This window comes from Acidovorax sp. FG27 (genome assembly GCF_040365715.1).
Classification (GTDB): Bacteria; Pseudomonadota; Gammaproteobacteria; order Burkholderiales; family Burkholderiaceae_C; genus Paracidovorax.
In genome coordinates this window covers 334,399-349,056 of sequence record NZ_BAABVY010000002.1, presented here as the reverse complement: position 1 = coordinate 349,056, position 14,658 = coordinate 334,399, and the positions used below count along the sequence as shown (strand labels likewise).

Annotated in this window: 12 protein-coding genes and 1 pseudogene; 9 read left to right on the top strand and 4 right to left on the bottom strand. The window is 63.2% G+C overall.

The window, feature by feature from the left end; translation table 11 throughout:
- Nucleotides 1-39 precede the first annotated feature (39 nt).
- Genes ABWV53_RS02085 through ABWV53_RS02070 form a run of 4 tightly spaced genes read left to right on the top strand, consistent with a single transcriptional unit; the run spans nucleotide 40 to nucleotide 6,757 of the window.
- Nucleotides 40-1,503, top strand: coding sequence for a DUF3375 domain-containing protein (locus tag ABWV53_RS02085; RefSeq protein ID WP_353362411.1), 1,464 nt, complete (start codon nucleotides 40-42; stop codon nucleotides 1,501-1,503).
- Nucleotides 1,487-2,215, top strand: coding sequence for a DUF4194 domain-containing protein (locus tag ABWV53_RS02080; protein ID WP_353362409.1), 729 nt, complete (start codon nucleotides 1,487-1,489; stop codon nucleotides 2,213-2,215). The genes ABWV53_RS02085 and ABWV53_RS02080 overlap by 17 nt, the downstream gene beginning before the upstream one ends.
- A complete protein-coding gene (locus ABWV53_RS02075; RefSeq protein WP_353362407.1) occupies nucleotides 2,212-5,568 on the top strand; it encodes an ATP-binding protein in 3,357 nt (1,118 codons plus the stop codon). Before ABWV53_RS02080 ends, ABWV53_RS02075 begins: the two co-directional genes overlap by 4 nt.
- The gene (locus tag ABWV53_RS02070; RefSeq protein WP_353362405.1) at nucleotides 5,543-6,757 is read left to right on the top strand and encodes a Wadjet anti-phage system protein JetD domain-containing protein; all 1,215 of its coding nucleotides are present in this window, start codon (nucleotides 5,543-5,545) and stop codon (nucleotides 6,755-6,757) included. The genes ABWV53_RS02075 and ABWV53_RS02070 overlap by 26 nt, the downstream gene beginning before the upstream one ends.
- Nucleotides 6,758-6,864: 107 nt before the next feature.
- On the opposite strand, the gene ABWV53_RS02065 is transcribed toward ABWV53_RS02070, so the two are convergent.
- From ABWV53_RS02065 to ABWV53_RS02050, 4 genes are read right to left on the bottom strand one after another with little or no spacing between them, the layout of a single operon-like run.
- Nucleotides 6,865-7,665, bottom strand: a complete 801-nt coding sequence (locus tag ABWV53_RS02065; RefSeq protein WP_353362403.1) for an HAD domain-containing protein — start codon at nucleotides 7,663-7,665, stop codon at nucleotides 6,865-6,867.
- Complete coding sequence (locus tag ABWV53_RS02060; RefSeq protein WP_353362401.1) at nucleotides 7,658-8,065, bottom strand: DUF6088 family protein; 408 nt, start codon at nucleotides 8,063-8,065, stop codon at nucleotides 7,658-7,660. Before ABWV53_RS02060 ends, ABWV53_RS02065 begins: the two co-directional genes overlap by 8 nt.
- Nucleotides 8,056-8,616 carry an HAD domain-containing protein gene (locus tag ABWV53_RS02055; protein ID WP_353362399.1) on the bottom strand — a complete coding sequence of 187 codons (561 nt, stop codon included), beginning with the start codon at nucleotides 8,614-8,616 and terminating at the stop codon, nucleotides 8,056-8,058. The genes ABWV53_RS02060 and ABWV53_RS02055 overlap by 10 nt, the downstream gene beginning before the upstream one ends.
- 20 nt (nucleotides 8,617-8,636) lie before the next feature.
- The gene (locus ABWV53_RS02050) at nucleotides 8,637-9,086 is read right to left on the bottom strand and encodes a hypothetical protein (protein ID WP_353362397.1); all 450 of its coding nucleotides are present in this window, start codon (nucleotides 9,084-9,086) and stop codon (nucleotides 8,637-8,639) included.
- A 178-nt stretch (nucleotides 9,087-9,264) separates the two neighbouring features.
- Between ABWV53_RS02050 and ABWV53_RS02045 the strand changes: the two genes are divergently transcribed.
- The 5 genes and pseudogenes from ABWV53_RS02045 (at nucleotide 9,265) to ABWV53_RS02025 (ending at nucleotide 14,588) form a co-directional block, all read left to right on the top strand.
- Nucleotides 9,265-9,657 carry a helix-turn-helix domain-containing protein gene (locus ABWV53_RS02045; RefSeq protein ID WP_353362395.1) on the top strand — a complete coding sequence of 131 codons (393 nt, stop codon included), beginning with the start codon at nucleotides 9,265-9,267 and terminating at the stop codon, nucleotides 9,655-9,657.
- 468 nt (nucleotides 9,658-10,125) lie between these two features.
- Nucleotides 10,126-11,814 (top strand): annotated as a pseudogene (locus tag ABWV53_RS02040) (DNA internalization-related competence protein ComEC/Rec2); the annotation flags it as partial.
- A gap of 113 nt (nucleotides 11,815-11,927) precedes the next feature.
- Nucleotides 11,928-13,478, top strand: a complete 1,551-nt coding sequence (locus ABWV53_RS02035) for a circularly permuted type 2 ATP-grasp protein (RefSeq protein WP_353362393.1) — start codon at nucleotides 11,928-11,930, stop codon at nucleotides 13,476-13,478.
- A gap of 1 nt (nucleotide 13,479) precedes the next feature.
- Entirely contained in the window at nucleotides 13,480-13,626 is a 147-nt protein-coding gene (locus ABWV53_RS02030) for an alpha-E domain-containing protein (RefSeq protein WP_353362391.1), read from the top strand.
- The gene (locus ABWV53_RS02025) at nucleotides 13,620-14,588 is read left to right on the top strand and encodes an alpha-E domain-containing protein (RefSeq protein WP_353362389.1); all 969 of its coding nucleotides are present in this window, start codon (nucleotides 13,620-13,622) and stop codon (nucleotides 14,586-14,588) included. The genes ABWV53_RS02030 and ABWV53_RS02025 overlap by 7 nt, the downstream gene beginning before the upstream one ends.
- The last annotated feature ends 70 nt before the right edge of the window (nucleotides 14,589-14,658 follow it).

The following is a 14,658-nucleotide window of genomic DNA, read 5'->3' as shown; positions in this document are numbered from 1 at the left end:
GGGAGAAGTCAGCAGGTTTGACGTTGCCGGGGATGTGGCATGAAAGCTCTTCGAGGCGCGGCCGCCCTTCGCAATCTTCGCGAACAACCCTTGTGGCGCCTGTTGGCCGCCAACAAGGGGCCGGTTGTGATTGCCATGCTGCAGTCCTTGTTCGTGGAATCCGGGCAAACGCTTCCAAGTTCGGTGCTTCATGAACGCTTGACCCGGGACATCGAAGCGCTACGGGCTGTTGGGGAGGAGCTTCCGCAAACGCCGCAGGCATATGTCGCAGAGTGGCTCAGTCAGGGGTGGTTGACGCGTCGATTTCCTGCGGGGGCTTCCGAAGAGGAGTACGAGCTGTCGGTTGACGCGCTGACAGCACTGCGCTTTGTGACAGGGCTTTTGAAGCCTCGAACCACTGCGACGGAGAGCCGGCTGTCCGTCGTGATTCACCAGCTGTCACGGCTGGCGGAGGAGACCGATACCAATCCGCAATCGCGCCTGGCGGCCCTGCGCGCGGAGCGCGACCGCATTGACCGGACGATTGCCGAGGTCGAACGCGGTGGGGTCAAAGCGCTTGCCCCGGACCGCGCCGTTGAACGGGCGCGCGAAGTCATCGGCTTGGCACAAGAACTCGCGGCCGACTTTCGAAGCGTTCGTGATGAATTCGAGAGGTTGAACCGAGGTCTTCGTCAGAGCTTGATGGAAAACGAAGGGAGCCGCGGCGATGTGCTGGAGCAGCTCTTTGCCGGGGTCGACCTCATTGGTGAAAGCGATGCCGGCAGAACTTTCCATGCGTTCTGGCGGCTGCTGACGGACAGCGAGCAGGCCGCGACGCTGCGCGAGTCGTTGGATGAGGTGACTGGTCGGCCCTTCGCGCGACAGCTGGAGTCGCAGGAGCGCAAATTCTTGTTGGGACTTACTGGGGCCTTGTTGAACGAAGGACGAGGGGTGCACGACGTCCTGCAGCATTTCGCACGTAGCCTTAAAAGCTTTGTCCAGAGCCGGGAATTCCTGGAGCACCGTCGTCTGCACGGCCTCCTCAAAGCGGCGACGCAGGCTGCGCTGAGCGCCAAGGACGACGTGCGGCCAAACGAACAGGTGGGCTTTGAGCTCATGCAGTCCAGCAGCCGTATCAGGTCAGTGTCCCAGTGGGCGCTGTATGACCCGGCGGAGCGCGTGACCGACTCCTCGATGCAGGCAGCCGAGCCGTCCGAACTGGACCTCGAAACGGTGAGCGAGCTGGTTCGGCAATCGGAAATCGACTTTCGAACGCTCAAAGCCCATGTGCGGGCCATCTTGGAGCGGCAGTCTCAGGTGTCCATCGCGCAGGTCCTTGCTGAGTATCCCGCGGAGCAGGGTTTGGGAAGTGTTGTCGGCTACGTCGCCCTGGGCTCCAAGCATGGGGAAGTGACCGACGGTACAGAGTTGGTGGTCTGGGAAGGGGACGACGAGGTGCAGCGCCGCGCCAAGGTTCCCACTATTTATTTCATGAGGGAGCGCTATCTTGAACTCGTTGACTGACGCGATGGATGAGCCCTTTGCAGACGATGCGGCGGCAGATTCTGCTGTTGCCGAAGCTGCGACCTTCCAAGGGGATACGGGGGCATTGCCCATCGATACCCGACGGGTCCTGGTTCAACTCCTTCTCGGCCCCTCGGTAGACGCCCGTCGCCAGTCGAAGCTCTGGCCAGTCCTGCTGCGCGACGAGGTCGCCATCCGTTCGCGCATGCATGACCTCTTCCTTGAAGTCGTCATCGACCATGAGCAGAAGGTCGCCTTTACGAGGCAAGTCGTATCTGAAGACCTAGATGTTCCTATCTTGTTGCGCAAGGCTTCGCTCACATTCCTGGAAACGGCGCTGCTGCTTTTCCTGCGACAGCGGTTGACGCAGGCCGATGCGCAGGGCGACCGGGCGGTTGTGTCGCGAGAAGACATGCAAGAACATCTGGCGGTGTTCGAAAAAGAGAACAACCCCGACCACGCCAAGTTCGCACGGCAGGTCGTCAATGCGGTCGACAAGGCGAAGAAGCTGAGCCTGCTGCAGTCCATCCGTGGGTCGGGGGAGCGCTATGAGGTCTCGCCAACACTCAAACTCCTGTTCTCCGCCGAGGAAATTCAGGAACTCACTCGCACGTATGCCACTTTGGCTGCCTCCCCTGGCGGAGTCGGTTCCAGTGGGGCATCTGATGGCGATGACGACGAACAGTCTGCGGATGAGGAGGAAGCCCAATGAACCCGTTTTCTCAAGCCGACCTGCTTGGCGGCAGCAGTGACCAATTTCGTCTCGCACGGATTCAGACGTTCAACTGGGGAACGTTCTCAAATGTCTTCGACTATCCCATTCCGAAAGAAGGCTATCTTTTTGTCGGCCCATCGGGTTCCGGCAAGTCGACGGTCCTGGATGCGCATGCTGCACTGCTGACGCCTCCGAAATGGGTGGACTTCAACGTTGCGGCGCGCGAGGCCGAGCGCAATGGCCGGGACCGCAGCGTCATGACGTACCTTCGAGGGGCTTGGGCGCAGCAGACCGGCGAAGCCGGTGAATATGTGTCGCAGTACCTGCGTAGCGGCACGACGTGGTCGGCCATCGCGGAAACCTACCGTGATGAACTGGGGCGTGTAGTGGTGCTTGCCCAAGTTCTGTGGGTGAAGGGAAATTCGACCGCCCCGGGTGATGCCAAGCGTGTGTACCTGACGCTTGAACGGGAGTTTGATGTTCAGGAGCTGGAATTCTTCGCGAAGAACGAGTTCGATGCTCGACGCTTCAAGCACGACTTGCCTGATGCAAAGGTGCATACGGAGTTCAGCGCCTACCAAGAGCGTTTTCGCCGGCTGCTGGGCATCGAGAACGAGCGTGCATTGCGCTTGCTGCACAAGACGCAATCCGCCAAGAACCTGGGCGACCTCAACGTGTTCTTGCGGGACTTCATGTTGGATGAGCCCGAAACCTTCGGCATCGCCGCAAGCTTGGTCAATGAATTCGGGGAGCTCAACGAGGCGCACCAGGAGGTTGTTGCTGCACGCAAGCAAATTCAGACGCTGGTCCCGGCTCGGGAAGAACATGGGGAACTGGACCGGGTAAAGTTTGAAAGCAATGGCTTGCTGGCCATACAGACCGCCATTGACCAATATCGAGAACACCGGCGCAAGCTTCTTCTCGATGAGCGCATTGCAGAACTCGAAGTGGACAGGGAGGGGTCGAGGCAGGAGGCGTTGCGACTCGCGTCCATTGCCGAAAACGAGTTCCAGAAGCTGACGGACCTTCAACGGCAGAAGCTCAACATGGGGGCCGACGTCCTGGTCCGGCTCGAAGATGACATCAAGGCGGCTGAAGCTGAAAAGCCCATCCGTATCGGCAAGCGGGACATGGCCGCAGCGGCATGCGAAGCCATGGGCTGGGCTGTCCCGGATTCCGTGGTGTGGTTTGTTCAGCGTGTCGAAGCCGCCAAGCAGCGGGTGTTGAAGGCCCGCGACTTGAAGAAGGAGGTCGAGGAACGGAAGGATGGTGTCAAGGACGAGTTGCGCAGGGCAAATGAGGGCTTCCTGAAGGTCGTCGCTGAGGTGAAGGCGCTTGAACGCCAGAAGTCGAACTTGCCGGCACGGCTGGTCGACCTGCGCGAGCGCATGGCTCGGGACCTCTCGATTCCGGAAGAGAAGCTGCCGTTTGTCGGCGAACTGGTCGAGGTGCGAGCCGAGGAAACGGCTTGGCGTGGTGCCATCGAGCGTGTCCTGGGTGGTTTCGCGCGGGCCATCCTCGTGGACGAGAAGCACTACTCTGCAGTGTCGGCTTACCTGAATGAGCGAAACATCGGTGAACGGCTGGTGTACTTCCGAACCATCCCCCAGACCTCGGGGCGGTCCCCTGGGCCCAATTCCTTGGTGCGCAAGCTCAACATGGCGTCAGGTAGTTTCGGGGACTGGGTCCGGGAGGAGCTCAAGCATTCCTTCGACTTCGAGTGCGCCGACACCCTGCAGGCGTTCCGCAATGCTTCGCGCGCGGTCACCCGGGAGGGGCAGGTCAAGCACAGCACGATGCGGCATGAGAAGAATGACCGCCACTCGGTCAACGACCGCAATCAGTGGGTCCTGGGGTTCGACAACAAGGAAAAGCTGGCACTTTTCAAGCAGCAGGCTGTGGAAATCGGCGGTCGCATCAGCGAGCTGGAAGAGACCGTTCGCAAGATTGGGAAAGAGGAGGAAACCCAGCAGGCGCAGATGCTGCACTGCCAAAACCTGTCCAACCTAACTTGGAACGATGTGGACGTCGGGTCGTTGTTGACACGAATCAACGACCTGACCAGCCGGTTGAAGGCTGAGCGTGAAGCTCGGCCGGACCTTGCAGCGCTGAATGACAGCATCAGGAAGCAAGAAGGCGTGCATTCCCAGGCTGTCGGAAAGAAGAACACGGAAGACGGCAAAGGGCAGGCCATTGCTGCAGACATCAGCCGCCTAAATGGAAAGCTGGAAGAGCTTGCCCGACTGTGGCCGACTTCAGACCGCCCACCTGCGTTCGCCGAGCAGATTGCTGTCCGGTACGAGGCCACGGAGAAGGTGGTCACCTTGGAAAGTCTCGACCATGTGACCAACTTGGTTGAGCGCGGCCTGAATTCGGAGCTCCGGGCACTGGAAAGCCGGTTGTCGGACCTCCGCAACTCCATCGTGCAGCGTTTTGCGGACTTCAACCGGGTGTGGCCTGCGCTTGCTGGCGGACTTGATGCGACGCTCGAAAGCGCCGATGACTATCTGGCGAAGCTCAAACGGCTGGAGGACGACAACCTGCCTGCGTTCGAGGACAGGTTCTTTAGCCTTCTGCGGGAGCAGAGCGACCAGAACCTCACGCTGCTCACCACGAAGCTGGACGAGGAGCGCTCGGCCATTCGGTCGCGCATGGAACTCGTCAATGAAAGCCTGCAGACGGCGCCGTTCAATCCAGGTACGCACCTCGTTATCGACACGACCGACAAGTCCCTCGAGGATGTGCGCCTGTTCCGTGCGAGCCTCAAGGAATCGCTCAGCCACTCGTTCTCCAACGCCCGCGACTTGGCCGAAGAGCGCTTCAAAGCGTTGGCAGCCCTCGTCAAGCGTCTCGCGAGCCAGGAAACCGCAGACAAAAACTGGCGGAATTTTGTGCTCGACGTGCGCCAGCACGTGGAGTTCGTTGCTCGAGAACTGGACGAGGACGACCTGGAGGTCGAGGTCTACCGCAGTGGCGCAGGCAAGTCTGGTGGTCAGCGTCAGAAGCTGGCTGCAACCTGTTTGGCCGCAGCGCTTCGATACCAGCTTGGCGGTCAGGACAGGGCACTTCCCCGTTACTCCACCGTGGTGCTGGATGAAGCGTTCGACAAGGCGGATGCGGAGTTCACGGCCATGGCCATGAACATCTTCAAGACCTTCGGGTTCCAGATGATTGTGGCGACACCGTTGAAGTCGGTGATGACGCTGGAGCCGTTCATCGGCGGCGCATGCTTTGTGCACATCAAGGACCGCAAAAAGTCGGCGGTCATCCCCATCGAATACGACAGTGAGTCTCATCGACTGAAACTGAGCCAGGACGTGCGCAATGTCGAAGAAGCTACTGTCTCTTGAGGCCGCGCGCGATTTTTTGGTTCGTCGCTTCAACAACCATCATCAGAACTGGCTGGCCGGAGAAGGAACCTGGCCGTTGGTCGTGGCGCTGGGCGTCCCAACCGACAAGGACATTGCGGAGGATGCTTCCGCGGTCAGGGGGTGGGCGGCCGCTTGGCAGTTACGGACTGGTCCAGGAGAGGTCCTGTTCGAAGAACGGCAGTTTGCGCGATTTGGCCGGCACCGGCTTCCCAGTCGGCTAAGCTTTGAAAGCGCTGCCGTTGTGGCGGATGCAGTTGGTCAGTCCAGGCGTTGGGGGCTTGCCTGCGAGCGATATCAACGCCTGTCGAGTCGGTGGCCGATGCTTGCGCAGGGCAATGCTTTGGTTTCTCGGTTCGATGTGCTTGCGGACTATTCTGCCGAGGACTTTGAACGCTTGGTGGGCCTGCTGGCGTGGTTGAACGCGAATCCGGCGTCGGGCCTGTATCTACGGCAACTTCCGGTGGAGGGGCTGGATACAAAGTGGTTGGAGAAACGCACGGGGCTCGTGGCTGGTCTTCTTCGCGCGATACGCGGGACTGGAGGTGAGGGCGGTGACTTCCATGCGTTGGTAGGCCTGAAGAAGCCCGCTCATCGAGTGCGCATCCGATTGCTCTGTCCTACGCTGCGCAGCCTCGTCGGGGGGTTGGGTGATATTGAGGCGCCAGTAGGGGAGCTTGGCAGATTGCCCATTTCTCCGGCAGCCGTCGTGATTGTTGAGAACCTCGAAACAGGGCTGGCGCTTCCAGATGTCGCGAACACCGTGCTCGTCATGAAGCTCGGAAATGCGGTGAGCGCTTTGGGAGCTCTGCCCTGGTTGCAGAGTGCTGACGTTGTGTATTGGGGAGACATCGACTCCCATGGTTTTGCAATCCTGGACCGCGCCCGCAAGGCCGTTTCTCAGATTCGGTCCGTTCTGATGGATGAAGCAACACTTTTGGCGCACCGGCCACTCTGGGTTCAGGAGTCGGCGTTGTGTGCCAATGGGGCTTTCGAAGGACTGACTGCAGAGGAAAAGGCTGTCTATGAGCACTTGCGCGCGGGCACATGGGGCGGTCGTGTGCGACTTGAGCAGGAGCGGCTGGAGTGGGGGGCTGCGCTGGCTGCGTTGATGGAGGCAATCTCCGGACACGCGCGTGATGTCCGGGAGCCGGTGGCATCGACTGTGTAAGGGGCTGACTTTTTGAGCGTTGGAAAAACTGCGTGGAAGCCCTTGTAACGGGCACCTACCGTCACGGCGAGCAGCAGACGTAGACCGTGTATCCGGTTTTGGTGAACTCATCCCCCGTTACGCCCTTGTATCACCTTACGCTTGCGCGGCGGCGGGGTCGCCTGGGTTGAAAGCGTCGGTATGACTTGCTCGTCCTGCGCGTGATGCGTGGGCGCGAACGAGGCCAGACGCTGTTCATCCCACATGCACCGCTCGAGTTCGGGCGGAACGAAATGTCCCGACACCATCGCTTGCGCGCTCAGCCGTTCCGCTTCGGCGATGAGCTCCCGCTGACGTTGGTCGGGTTCGAATTGAGGCGCGGCCCACGCGCTGCCGGACTGCGAAGGCCGGCGCAACGCAGCGTGGGCGGCGTCAAGTTGGTCGGCATGAAAACCGACGCCGTCGGGGCAGAGAATCACATGCCCGGACTTCATCCATGCCGTGTCTATGAACGTTGCACCGGAAGTTTCGCTGTCAAGGATGAGCAAACCTTCGCCCCGATAGTGCCTTTCAATCCAACTTGAAACGCTCGCCCTTCGGTCAGGGCCAGAAGTCTCTGGCGCCGACCACGCCGGATGCAGGTTGTCAAGCTTGATGTTGAGGCCAGCTAACGCGAAGAGCGCAAAGAACCCTTCACGGTCGAGTAGTCGAATCCGCCACATCGGCACGACCTGCGGCTTGACCTCAGAAAGTAGCTGGTTGAGTGCGGCTACCGCGTTCCCGGCGAAGAGCTTCTCGGGGGAACTTGGCGCCACGCTTGATGACCGATTGCTACCTCGCGTAGCGCCGTGGTCATTGGAGTACGCGTTGCTCGAAAGCACGCTGTCCACGCCAAGGAACAGAACCGGCTTGCGCGAAGGTTTAGCCACGCTCGTACATAAGCCGACGCCCGCCGACTTCGATTATTCGGCTGATGCGGCGCTGGCCGGTATTGACGACCAGTCGACCAGGCAACTGTGTCGTCATCCCTTGGTTGTATTCCGCGGTAGCGCGACCAGGTCGCACTTCGATGCCAAGACGTTCGAGAACCTGCTTGGACAGCGTTTCAAGACTCCCTCTTGGGATGAGTTGGCCGGTTACGGAACTCACGCGAGTCTTCGCGTAAATCCCCGTACCAATTCGCATCAGCGAGCCCTCGAGACACAGTACCCGCAGGCACCGCGACACTTGGGAAGCGCTTCCGGCCTGGCGAAAGTCCGTGCGCAGCAGAACGTCGCTCTTTTCCACATGCATGGTCAGTCGCATCCGCTCCATCACGTTCACCACCACGCCGGCTTCACGTAAGGTGTTCGCAGCGCCTGCATAGCCTTCGGAAGCAGGCCCGCGTGGAAGCCGCGCTCGGGCTCGCACAAGATTTGATGGCCAGCCGCGTCCCATTCCGACTCCACCAAGCTTTCGCCGCTCTGCAAGTCATCAAGAATCAAGAGGGGCTCACCGCGATGATGTGCCTTGAGCCAGTTGGAAATGGCGGTGTGTCGCGACTCGCCGAGGTCCGCAGGCGCGTCCCAATGCTCATGAAGGGCTTCGGCGACAGCTTCGAGCCCCGTGCGCAGGAAGACTTCGACGAAGTGCTGCCGCTCCAGGATGGAGAGCCAGCTTGTGGTGAGCACAACCCGAGGGCGGCACTCCCTCATTAGCTCCTGCGTCGCTGTCACCGCCTTGGGATGAAACAGCTTCTCCCAAATGTCTTTCGATTCATCGCCTGGCCGCCAGAGCGCGCCTCTTGCGTGGTAACCGCCAAATGGCTGGGACATGCACAGCACGTCATCTATGTCGAGAAGTAGCAGCCCTCGCTGCGGCAAGGCTTCAGCGACCTGCATGCGGCCATCGGGTCGTGAGGTTAGCTCGGTCGCCATGCGTCTGCCCGGTAGAAGGGTTCGAAGCCAGTTGGGGTCAACTCATCATCCCGGCCGTCGCGGCTCAACATCACAGAGAAGCCGTTGCCATATCTGACAAAGAACGCTCCGGTCGGCACAGCGCGCAGTACTTCGACGACCTCGCCAAACACGAACCCACATGCGGTACTCGGAGTGAAAACACCGACATACAAGCTGAAGGACGTCACGTTCTCGCCGCGCCCGAAACGCAGCGCTTCGTAGAAGTTGCAGGTCATCCAGTGACGCCGGTCAGCGGTGCCGCGCGCGCCGTCCTCGGTGCGCCGGGCATGAATCCAGAACTTGCCTGGCATCTCCACCGCGTTCCAGGCACGAACACCACGGCTCTCGGATGCTCCGAGGTCTGCGAGCTTGATTTCATCCCTGAGGGACGTGCGAAGGGCGTGGCGGTCCATAGCAGCTTCTTGGGCGTGCGAATACTGAAAGAGGCAGCGCGGAAAGCCGAAGGTTGCGGCGGAACAGGCGCTGAGGTCGGGGCCACAGTCTATTCCGTTACCGAGGTTTGGGCAATATATTGGGTAGACCGGTAAATGGGCAATGCAGAGACTGAAAGGTTTCTTGAATCCCGCCCGCATGAATTTTCTGGCCACCATCGGTTCTGTGCTCCGTGCTGCCCGCCTTGAGGCAGGGCTCTCGCAAGAGGGTCTTGCGCACAAAGCAGGCATCTATCGGAACACGGTCGGCTTGGCCGAACGGGGCGAGATGTCCATCAGCCTTCAGACCTACGCCCAGATGTGCGATGCGCTCGGCCTCAGCGCCTCGGAGTTGTTGGTCAAAGCAGAGTTGCTGATTGAAGCTGCGGAAGCTGCAGGTCAGGCAAAGACGGAGCGCTGGGTGGTCACGACTAGGGTTGCCGCCAGAGCTGTAGCCGCCAAGAAAGCAACTGCCGAGAGGGTAGGGTCGAAGGCACGGGGGACTGTGCCCTTGAAGACCCGCAAGGTTAAAGCTGGTTCCAGCGACCATTAGCCCCTGCGCGCTTCAGTTGGCAGACAGTTGCCTGGACAGCGTCTTACCCACAAATCAGGGCTAAAGTTGACGTTCAGGCCGGTTTCGACCCGCATTTGCGGAAGCAACCGGCCTCTGCTGGGGTGCTATACGCCTCACAGGAAAGACGACGGAACTCCGGTTTGAACGAGGTGGGGTAGGCTGGAGTAGCACCATTTGTTCAACATCGGGTTTGAGCGTGGTAGCTATTGTCGAAACAAGCAGAAGAGTGTCGTTTCCCTTCGAGCTGGGCCCTATTCTTGGGCCAAGGCTCAAACAAGCCCGTTCTCAACTGGTGCCCAGTGAGATATGGATGCTTGTCGGCTCCTTCGAAAGTAGGACCTTTTGTCTCTGACTACAGGGATGGTTCCTATGCTTTGGCGTAGGACCTATTGATGAAAACTTGCTGAGGTAGGACCTATTGTTCGGGAGTAGGACTTGTTTGTTCTTCTCCACCGCGCCGACTGGGATGTGTTCCGCGCCACCGGCGTGGCTCACCTGATGAGCATCTCCGGCCTGCACATCACGCTTTTCGCCTGGCTCGCCGCGCGGCTGGTGGGCGCGGGCTGGCGGCGGTCGCGGCGGCTCTGCCTGGCGGTGCCCGCCCCCACGGCGGCGCTGGCCTGCGGCGTGCTGCTGGCGGCGGGCTATGCGCTCTTCAGCGGCTGGGGCGTGCCGGCGCAGCGCACGGTGTGCATGCTGGCCGTGGTGGCGCTGCTGCGGCTGTCGGGCCGCCGCTGGCCGTGGCCGCAGGTGTGGCTGCTGGCCTGCGCCGCGGTGCTGCTGCTCGACCCCTGGGCGCTGTGGCAGGCGGGCTTCTGGCTGAGCTTCGTGGCGGTGGCGGTGCTGTTTGCCAGCAGTGCCGGAGCTGTCGGCCCCGTCGATACCGGCGCCCGGGGCCGATTCGGCTCCATGCTGCGCGAGCAGTGGGTGGTCACGCTGGCGCTCACCCCGCTCAGCCTGCTGCTGTTCGGGCAGGTGTCGGTGGTGGGGCTGCTGGCCAACCTCGTCGCCATTCCGTGGACCACGCTGGTCGTCACGCCGCTGGCGCTGGGCGGCATGTTGTGGGCGCCGCTCTGGGACGCCGCCGCCTGGGCCGTGCGGCCCCTGTCCGCCGGGCTGCAGTGGCTGGCGGACTGGCCCTGGGCGCAGCTGTCGCTGGCCATCGCGCCCCTCTGGGCGGGCGCCGCCGCCGTGGCCGGGGGCACGCTGCTGGCGTTGCGCCTGCCCTGGACGGTGCGCCTGCTGGGTCTGCCGCTGCTGCTGCCCGCGCTCTGGTGGCAGCCGCCGCGCCCGCCGCCGGGGCAGTTCGATCTGCTGGCGGCCGATGTCGGCCAGGGCCAGGCCGTGATCGTGCGCACCGCCCGGCATGCGCTGCTCTACGATGCCGGCCCGCGCTACCACCAGGACAGCGATGCCGGCGAGCGCGTGCTGGTGCCGCTGCTGCGCGCCACCGGCGAACGGCTGGACCGGCTGGTGCTGAGCCACCGCGACATCGACCACACGGGCGGCGCGGCGGCGGTGCTGGGCCAGCAGCCGGGGGCCGATGTGCGCGGCTCGGTGGAGGCGGGCCACCCGCTGCGGCAACTGAGGCCCATAGTGCCGTGCACCGCCGGCGAGGCGTGGGAGTGGGACGGCGTGCGCTTCCAGTGGCTGCATCCACCGCCGGGCGACGACCCTGCCGTGGGCGCACCCAACACGCACAGCTGCGTGCTGCGCATCGACGCGGCTGCTTCGGGGTCCGGCCGCGGCGCGGCGGCCCTGCTGGCCGGCGACATCGAGCGCGCCCAGGAGGCCGAGCTGGTCGCCCGCGGCGCGCCCCTGCGCGCCGACGTGCTGCTGGTGCCCCACCATGGCAGCCGCACGTCGTCGAGCCCGGCCTTCCTGCAGGCCGTGGCGCCGCGCACCGCCTGGGTACAGGCGGGCTACCGCAACCGTTTCGGGCACCCGGCGGCGGATGTGGCCGCGCGGTACGCCGGCCAACGCATCGAGCTGGTCCGCACCGACCGTTGCGGCGCGATCGCATGGGCGTCGGCGCAACCCGATCAGGTGCGGTGCCACCGCGCGCTGGCGCGGCGCTACTGGCACCACGTGCCCGGCGACGGCGCCGCACAGGGCGCGGACCCGGCAGACGGGTAGCCGGCCGTACCGAGAGAGACGCCCCTGCTTGAAGATTGGAAAAAATCTCGCACCCGTCTGACGGAATTCAGGCGCACAACTTGCTATGCTGGACGCAGGAGGCACCGCTTTTTATGCAGAAGTTCGACGAGATGTACGCGTCACTGCCGTTTCAGGGCAGCGACGTGCGGGAACACTACAAACGCTACGGCCAGTGGCTGGGCAAACAGCCAGAAGAAGCGATGCAGGCGCGCCGCGCCGAGGCGGAGATGATCTTCCGCCGGGTCGGCATCACCTTCGCGGTGTATGGCGCCAAGGACGAGGGCGGCGCCGGCACCGAGCGGCTGATTCCGTTCGACCTGATCCCGCGCATCATTCCCGCGCACGAATGGTCCCACATGCAGAAGGGCCTGGTGCAGCGCGTGACGGCGCTCAACCGCTTCATCCACGACGTCTACCACGGCCAGGAGATCATCCGCGCCGGCATCGTGCCCTCCGACCTCATCATGCGCAACGCGCAGTTCCGCCCCGAGATGGTGGGCGTCGACGTGCCGCGCGACCTGTACGCGCACATCGCGGGCATCGACATCGTGCGCGCGCCCGATGCGAACGGCGAGGGCGTCTATTACGTGCTGGAAGACAACCTGCGCGTGCCCTCCGGCGTGTCGTACATGCTGGAGAACCGCAAGATGATGATGCGGCTCTTCCCGGAGCTCTTTTCCCTGCACAAAGTGGCGCCCGTCGCGCACTACCCGGACCTGCTGCTCGACACCCTGCGCGCCAGCGCCCCGGCCGGCGCGGCCGAGCCCACCGTGGCGGTGCTCACCCCCGGCATGTACAACAGCGCCTACTTCGAACACGCCTTCCTCGCCCAGCAGATGGGCGTGGAGCTGGTCGAGGGCCAGGACCTGGTGGTCAAGGACAACTTCGTCTACATGCGCACCACGCGCGGCCTGCAGCGGGTGGACGTGATCTACCGCCGGGTCGACGACGACTTCCTCGATCCGCAGGTCTTCCGTCCCACCTCCACCCTCGGCTGCGCGGGCCTCATGAACGCCTATCGCGCCGGCAACGTGGCGATCTGCAACGCGGTGGGCACCGGCATCGCCGACGACAAGTCGGTCTACCCTTACGTGCCCGACATGATCCGCTTCTACCTGGGCGAAGAGCCCATTTTGGCCAATGTGCCCACCTGGATGTGCCGCAAGGAAGACGACCTGAAGTACGTGCTGGACCACCTGCATGAACTGGTGGTGAAGGAAGTCCACGGCGCGGGCGGCTACGGCATGCTGATCGGCCCGGCCGCCACCAAGGCCGAGATCGAGGAGTTCCGCGCCGCGCTCGTCGCCAACCCGGCCGGCTATATCGCCCAGCCCACGCTGTCGCTCTCCAGTTGCCCCACCTACGTCGAGTCGGGCATCGCCCCGCGCCACATCGACCTGCGGCCCTTCGTGCTGTCGGGCCAGAAGGTGCAGATGGCGGCAGGCGGCCTGACCCGCGTGGCCCTCAAGGAAGGCTCGCTGGTCGTCAACTCGTCGCAGGGCGGCGGCACCAAGGACACCTGGGTGCTGGGAGAAGACAGCACCGCGCCACCGGTGCCATTTCCTGCGCCAGCGCAGACCATCGGCGGCATGACCCAGACCCAGACCATGGGCGGCATGACGCAAACCCTGGGAGGAGTCTGAGATGCTGAGTCGCACTGCCGATCATCTGTTCTGGATGTCTCGCTACACCGAGCGGGCAGAAAAGGCCGCCGCAGGCGGACTTTCGCCACAACACTGCGGACGCGCGCAGCGCGTGCGGGGTTCTTTGCCCGAGGAGGCTGCATGCTGAGTCGCACTGCCGATCATCTGTTCTGGATGTCTCGCTACACGGAGAGAGCTGAGAACACCGCCAGGATGCTGAACGTCAACTACGAGACGTCCCTGCTGCCCCAATCCGCCGCGGTCTCCGAAGAAGGCTGGCAAGGCCTGCTGTCGATCAGCGAACTGATGCCCGCCTACACCGCCAAGCATGGCGAGGTGACCGCCGCCGGCGTGCTCAACTTCATGGTGCACGACGGCACCAATCCGTCGTCCATCGTGTCGTGCATCCGCGCGGCACGCGAGAACGCGCGGGCCGTGCGCGGCGCGCTCACCACCGAGGTGTGGGAAACGCAGAACCAGACCTGGCTGGAGCTGAGCCGGCAACTGGACGGCGGCGTGTTCGAGCGCGACCCGGCGCAGTTCTTCGAATGGGTGAAGTACCGCTCGCACCTGTCGCGGGGCGTCACGCTGGGCACCATGCTGCAGGACGAGGCCTTCCACTTCCTGCGCATGGGCACGTTCCTGGAGCGGGCCGACAACACGGCCAGGCTGCTCGACGTGAAATTCCACGCTGTGCAGAGCGACTTCCACGGCTCGGTGCAGAACCCGCGCCGCGCCACGCCGGAATTCGACTTCTATCACTGGAGCGCCATCCTGCGCAGCGTGTCGGCCTTCGAGGTGTACCGCAAGGCCTACCGCGACGTCATCACGCCCGAGCGCGTGGCCGACCTGCTCATCCTGCGCCGCGACATGCCGCGTTCGCTGCATGCCAGCCTGCACGAGGTGGCGGAGAACCTGGCGGTGGTGTCCAACGAGCAGTCGGGCGAGACGCAGCGCAAGGCGGGCCGGCTGCTGGCCGACCTGCGCTATGGCCGCATCGACGAGATCCTCGCGACCGGCCTGCATGCGTACCTCACGCAGTTCCTGGATCGGGTGAACGAGCTGGGCGCGGGCATCAGCCGCGACTTCCTGGTGCCGGTGCCGAACTGACGCGCCCGGCACGCCCGCCCTGCTGCCCGGGGCAGCGCCGCAGCGTCGGCCCCGGGTGCCGTGGCGCCTG

Bases quoted from the DNA above. Each gene is read 5' to 3' on its own strand.
- ABWV53_RS02045 (WP_353362395.1), top strand. From the start codon at position 9,265: ATGAATTTTCTGGCCACCATCGGTTCTGTGCTCCGTGCTGCCCGCCTT.
- ABWV53_RS02025 (WP_353362389.1), top strand. From the start codon at position 13,620: ATGCTGAGTCGCACTGCCGATCATCTGTTCTGGATGTCTCGCTACACG.
- ABWV53_RS02070 (WP_353362405.1), top strand. From the start codon at position 5,543: ATGTCGAAGAAGCTACTGTCTCTTGAGGCCGCGCGCGATTTTTTGGTT.
- ABWV53_RS02050 (WP_353362397.1), bottom strand. From the start codon at position 9,086: ATGGACCGCCACGCCCTTCGCACGTCCCTCAGGGATGAAATCAAGCTC.
- ABWV53_RS02055 (WP_353362399.1), bottom strand. From the start codon at position 8,616: ATGCAGGTCGCTGAAGCCTTGCCGCAGCGAGGGCTGCTACTTCTCGAC.
- ABWV53_RS02075 (WP_353362407.1), top strand. From the start codon at position 2,212: ATGAACCCGTTTTCTCAAGCCGACCTGCTTGGCGGCAGCAGTGACCAA.
- ABWV53_RS02030 (WP_353362391.1), top strand. From the start codon at position 13,480: ATGCTGAGTCGCACTGCCGATCATCTGTTCTGGATGTCTCGCTACACC.
- ABWV53_RS02035 (WP_353362393.1), top strand. From the start codon at position 11,928: ATGCAGAAGTTCGACGAGATGTACGCGTCACTGCCGTTTCAGGGCAGC.
- ABWV53_RS02085 (WP_353362411.1), top strand. From the start codon at position 40: ATGAAAGCTCTTCGAGGCGCGGCCGCCCTTCGCAATCTTCGCGAACAA.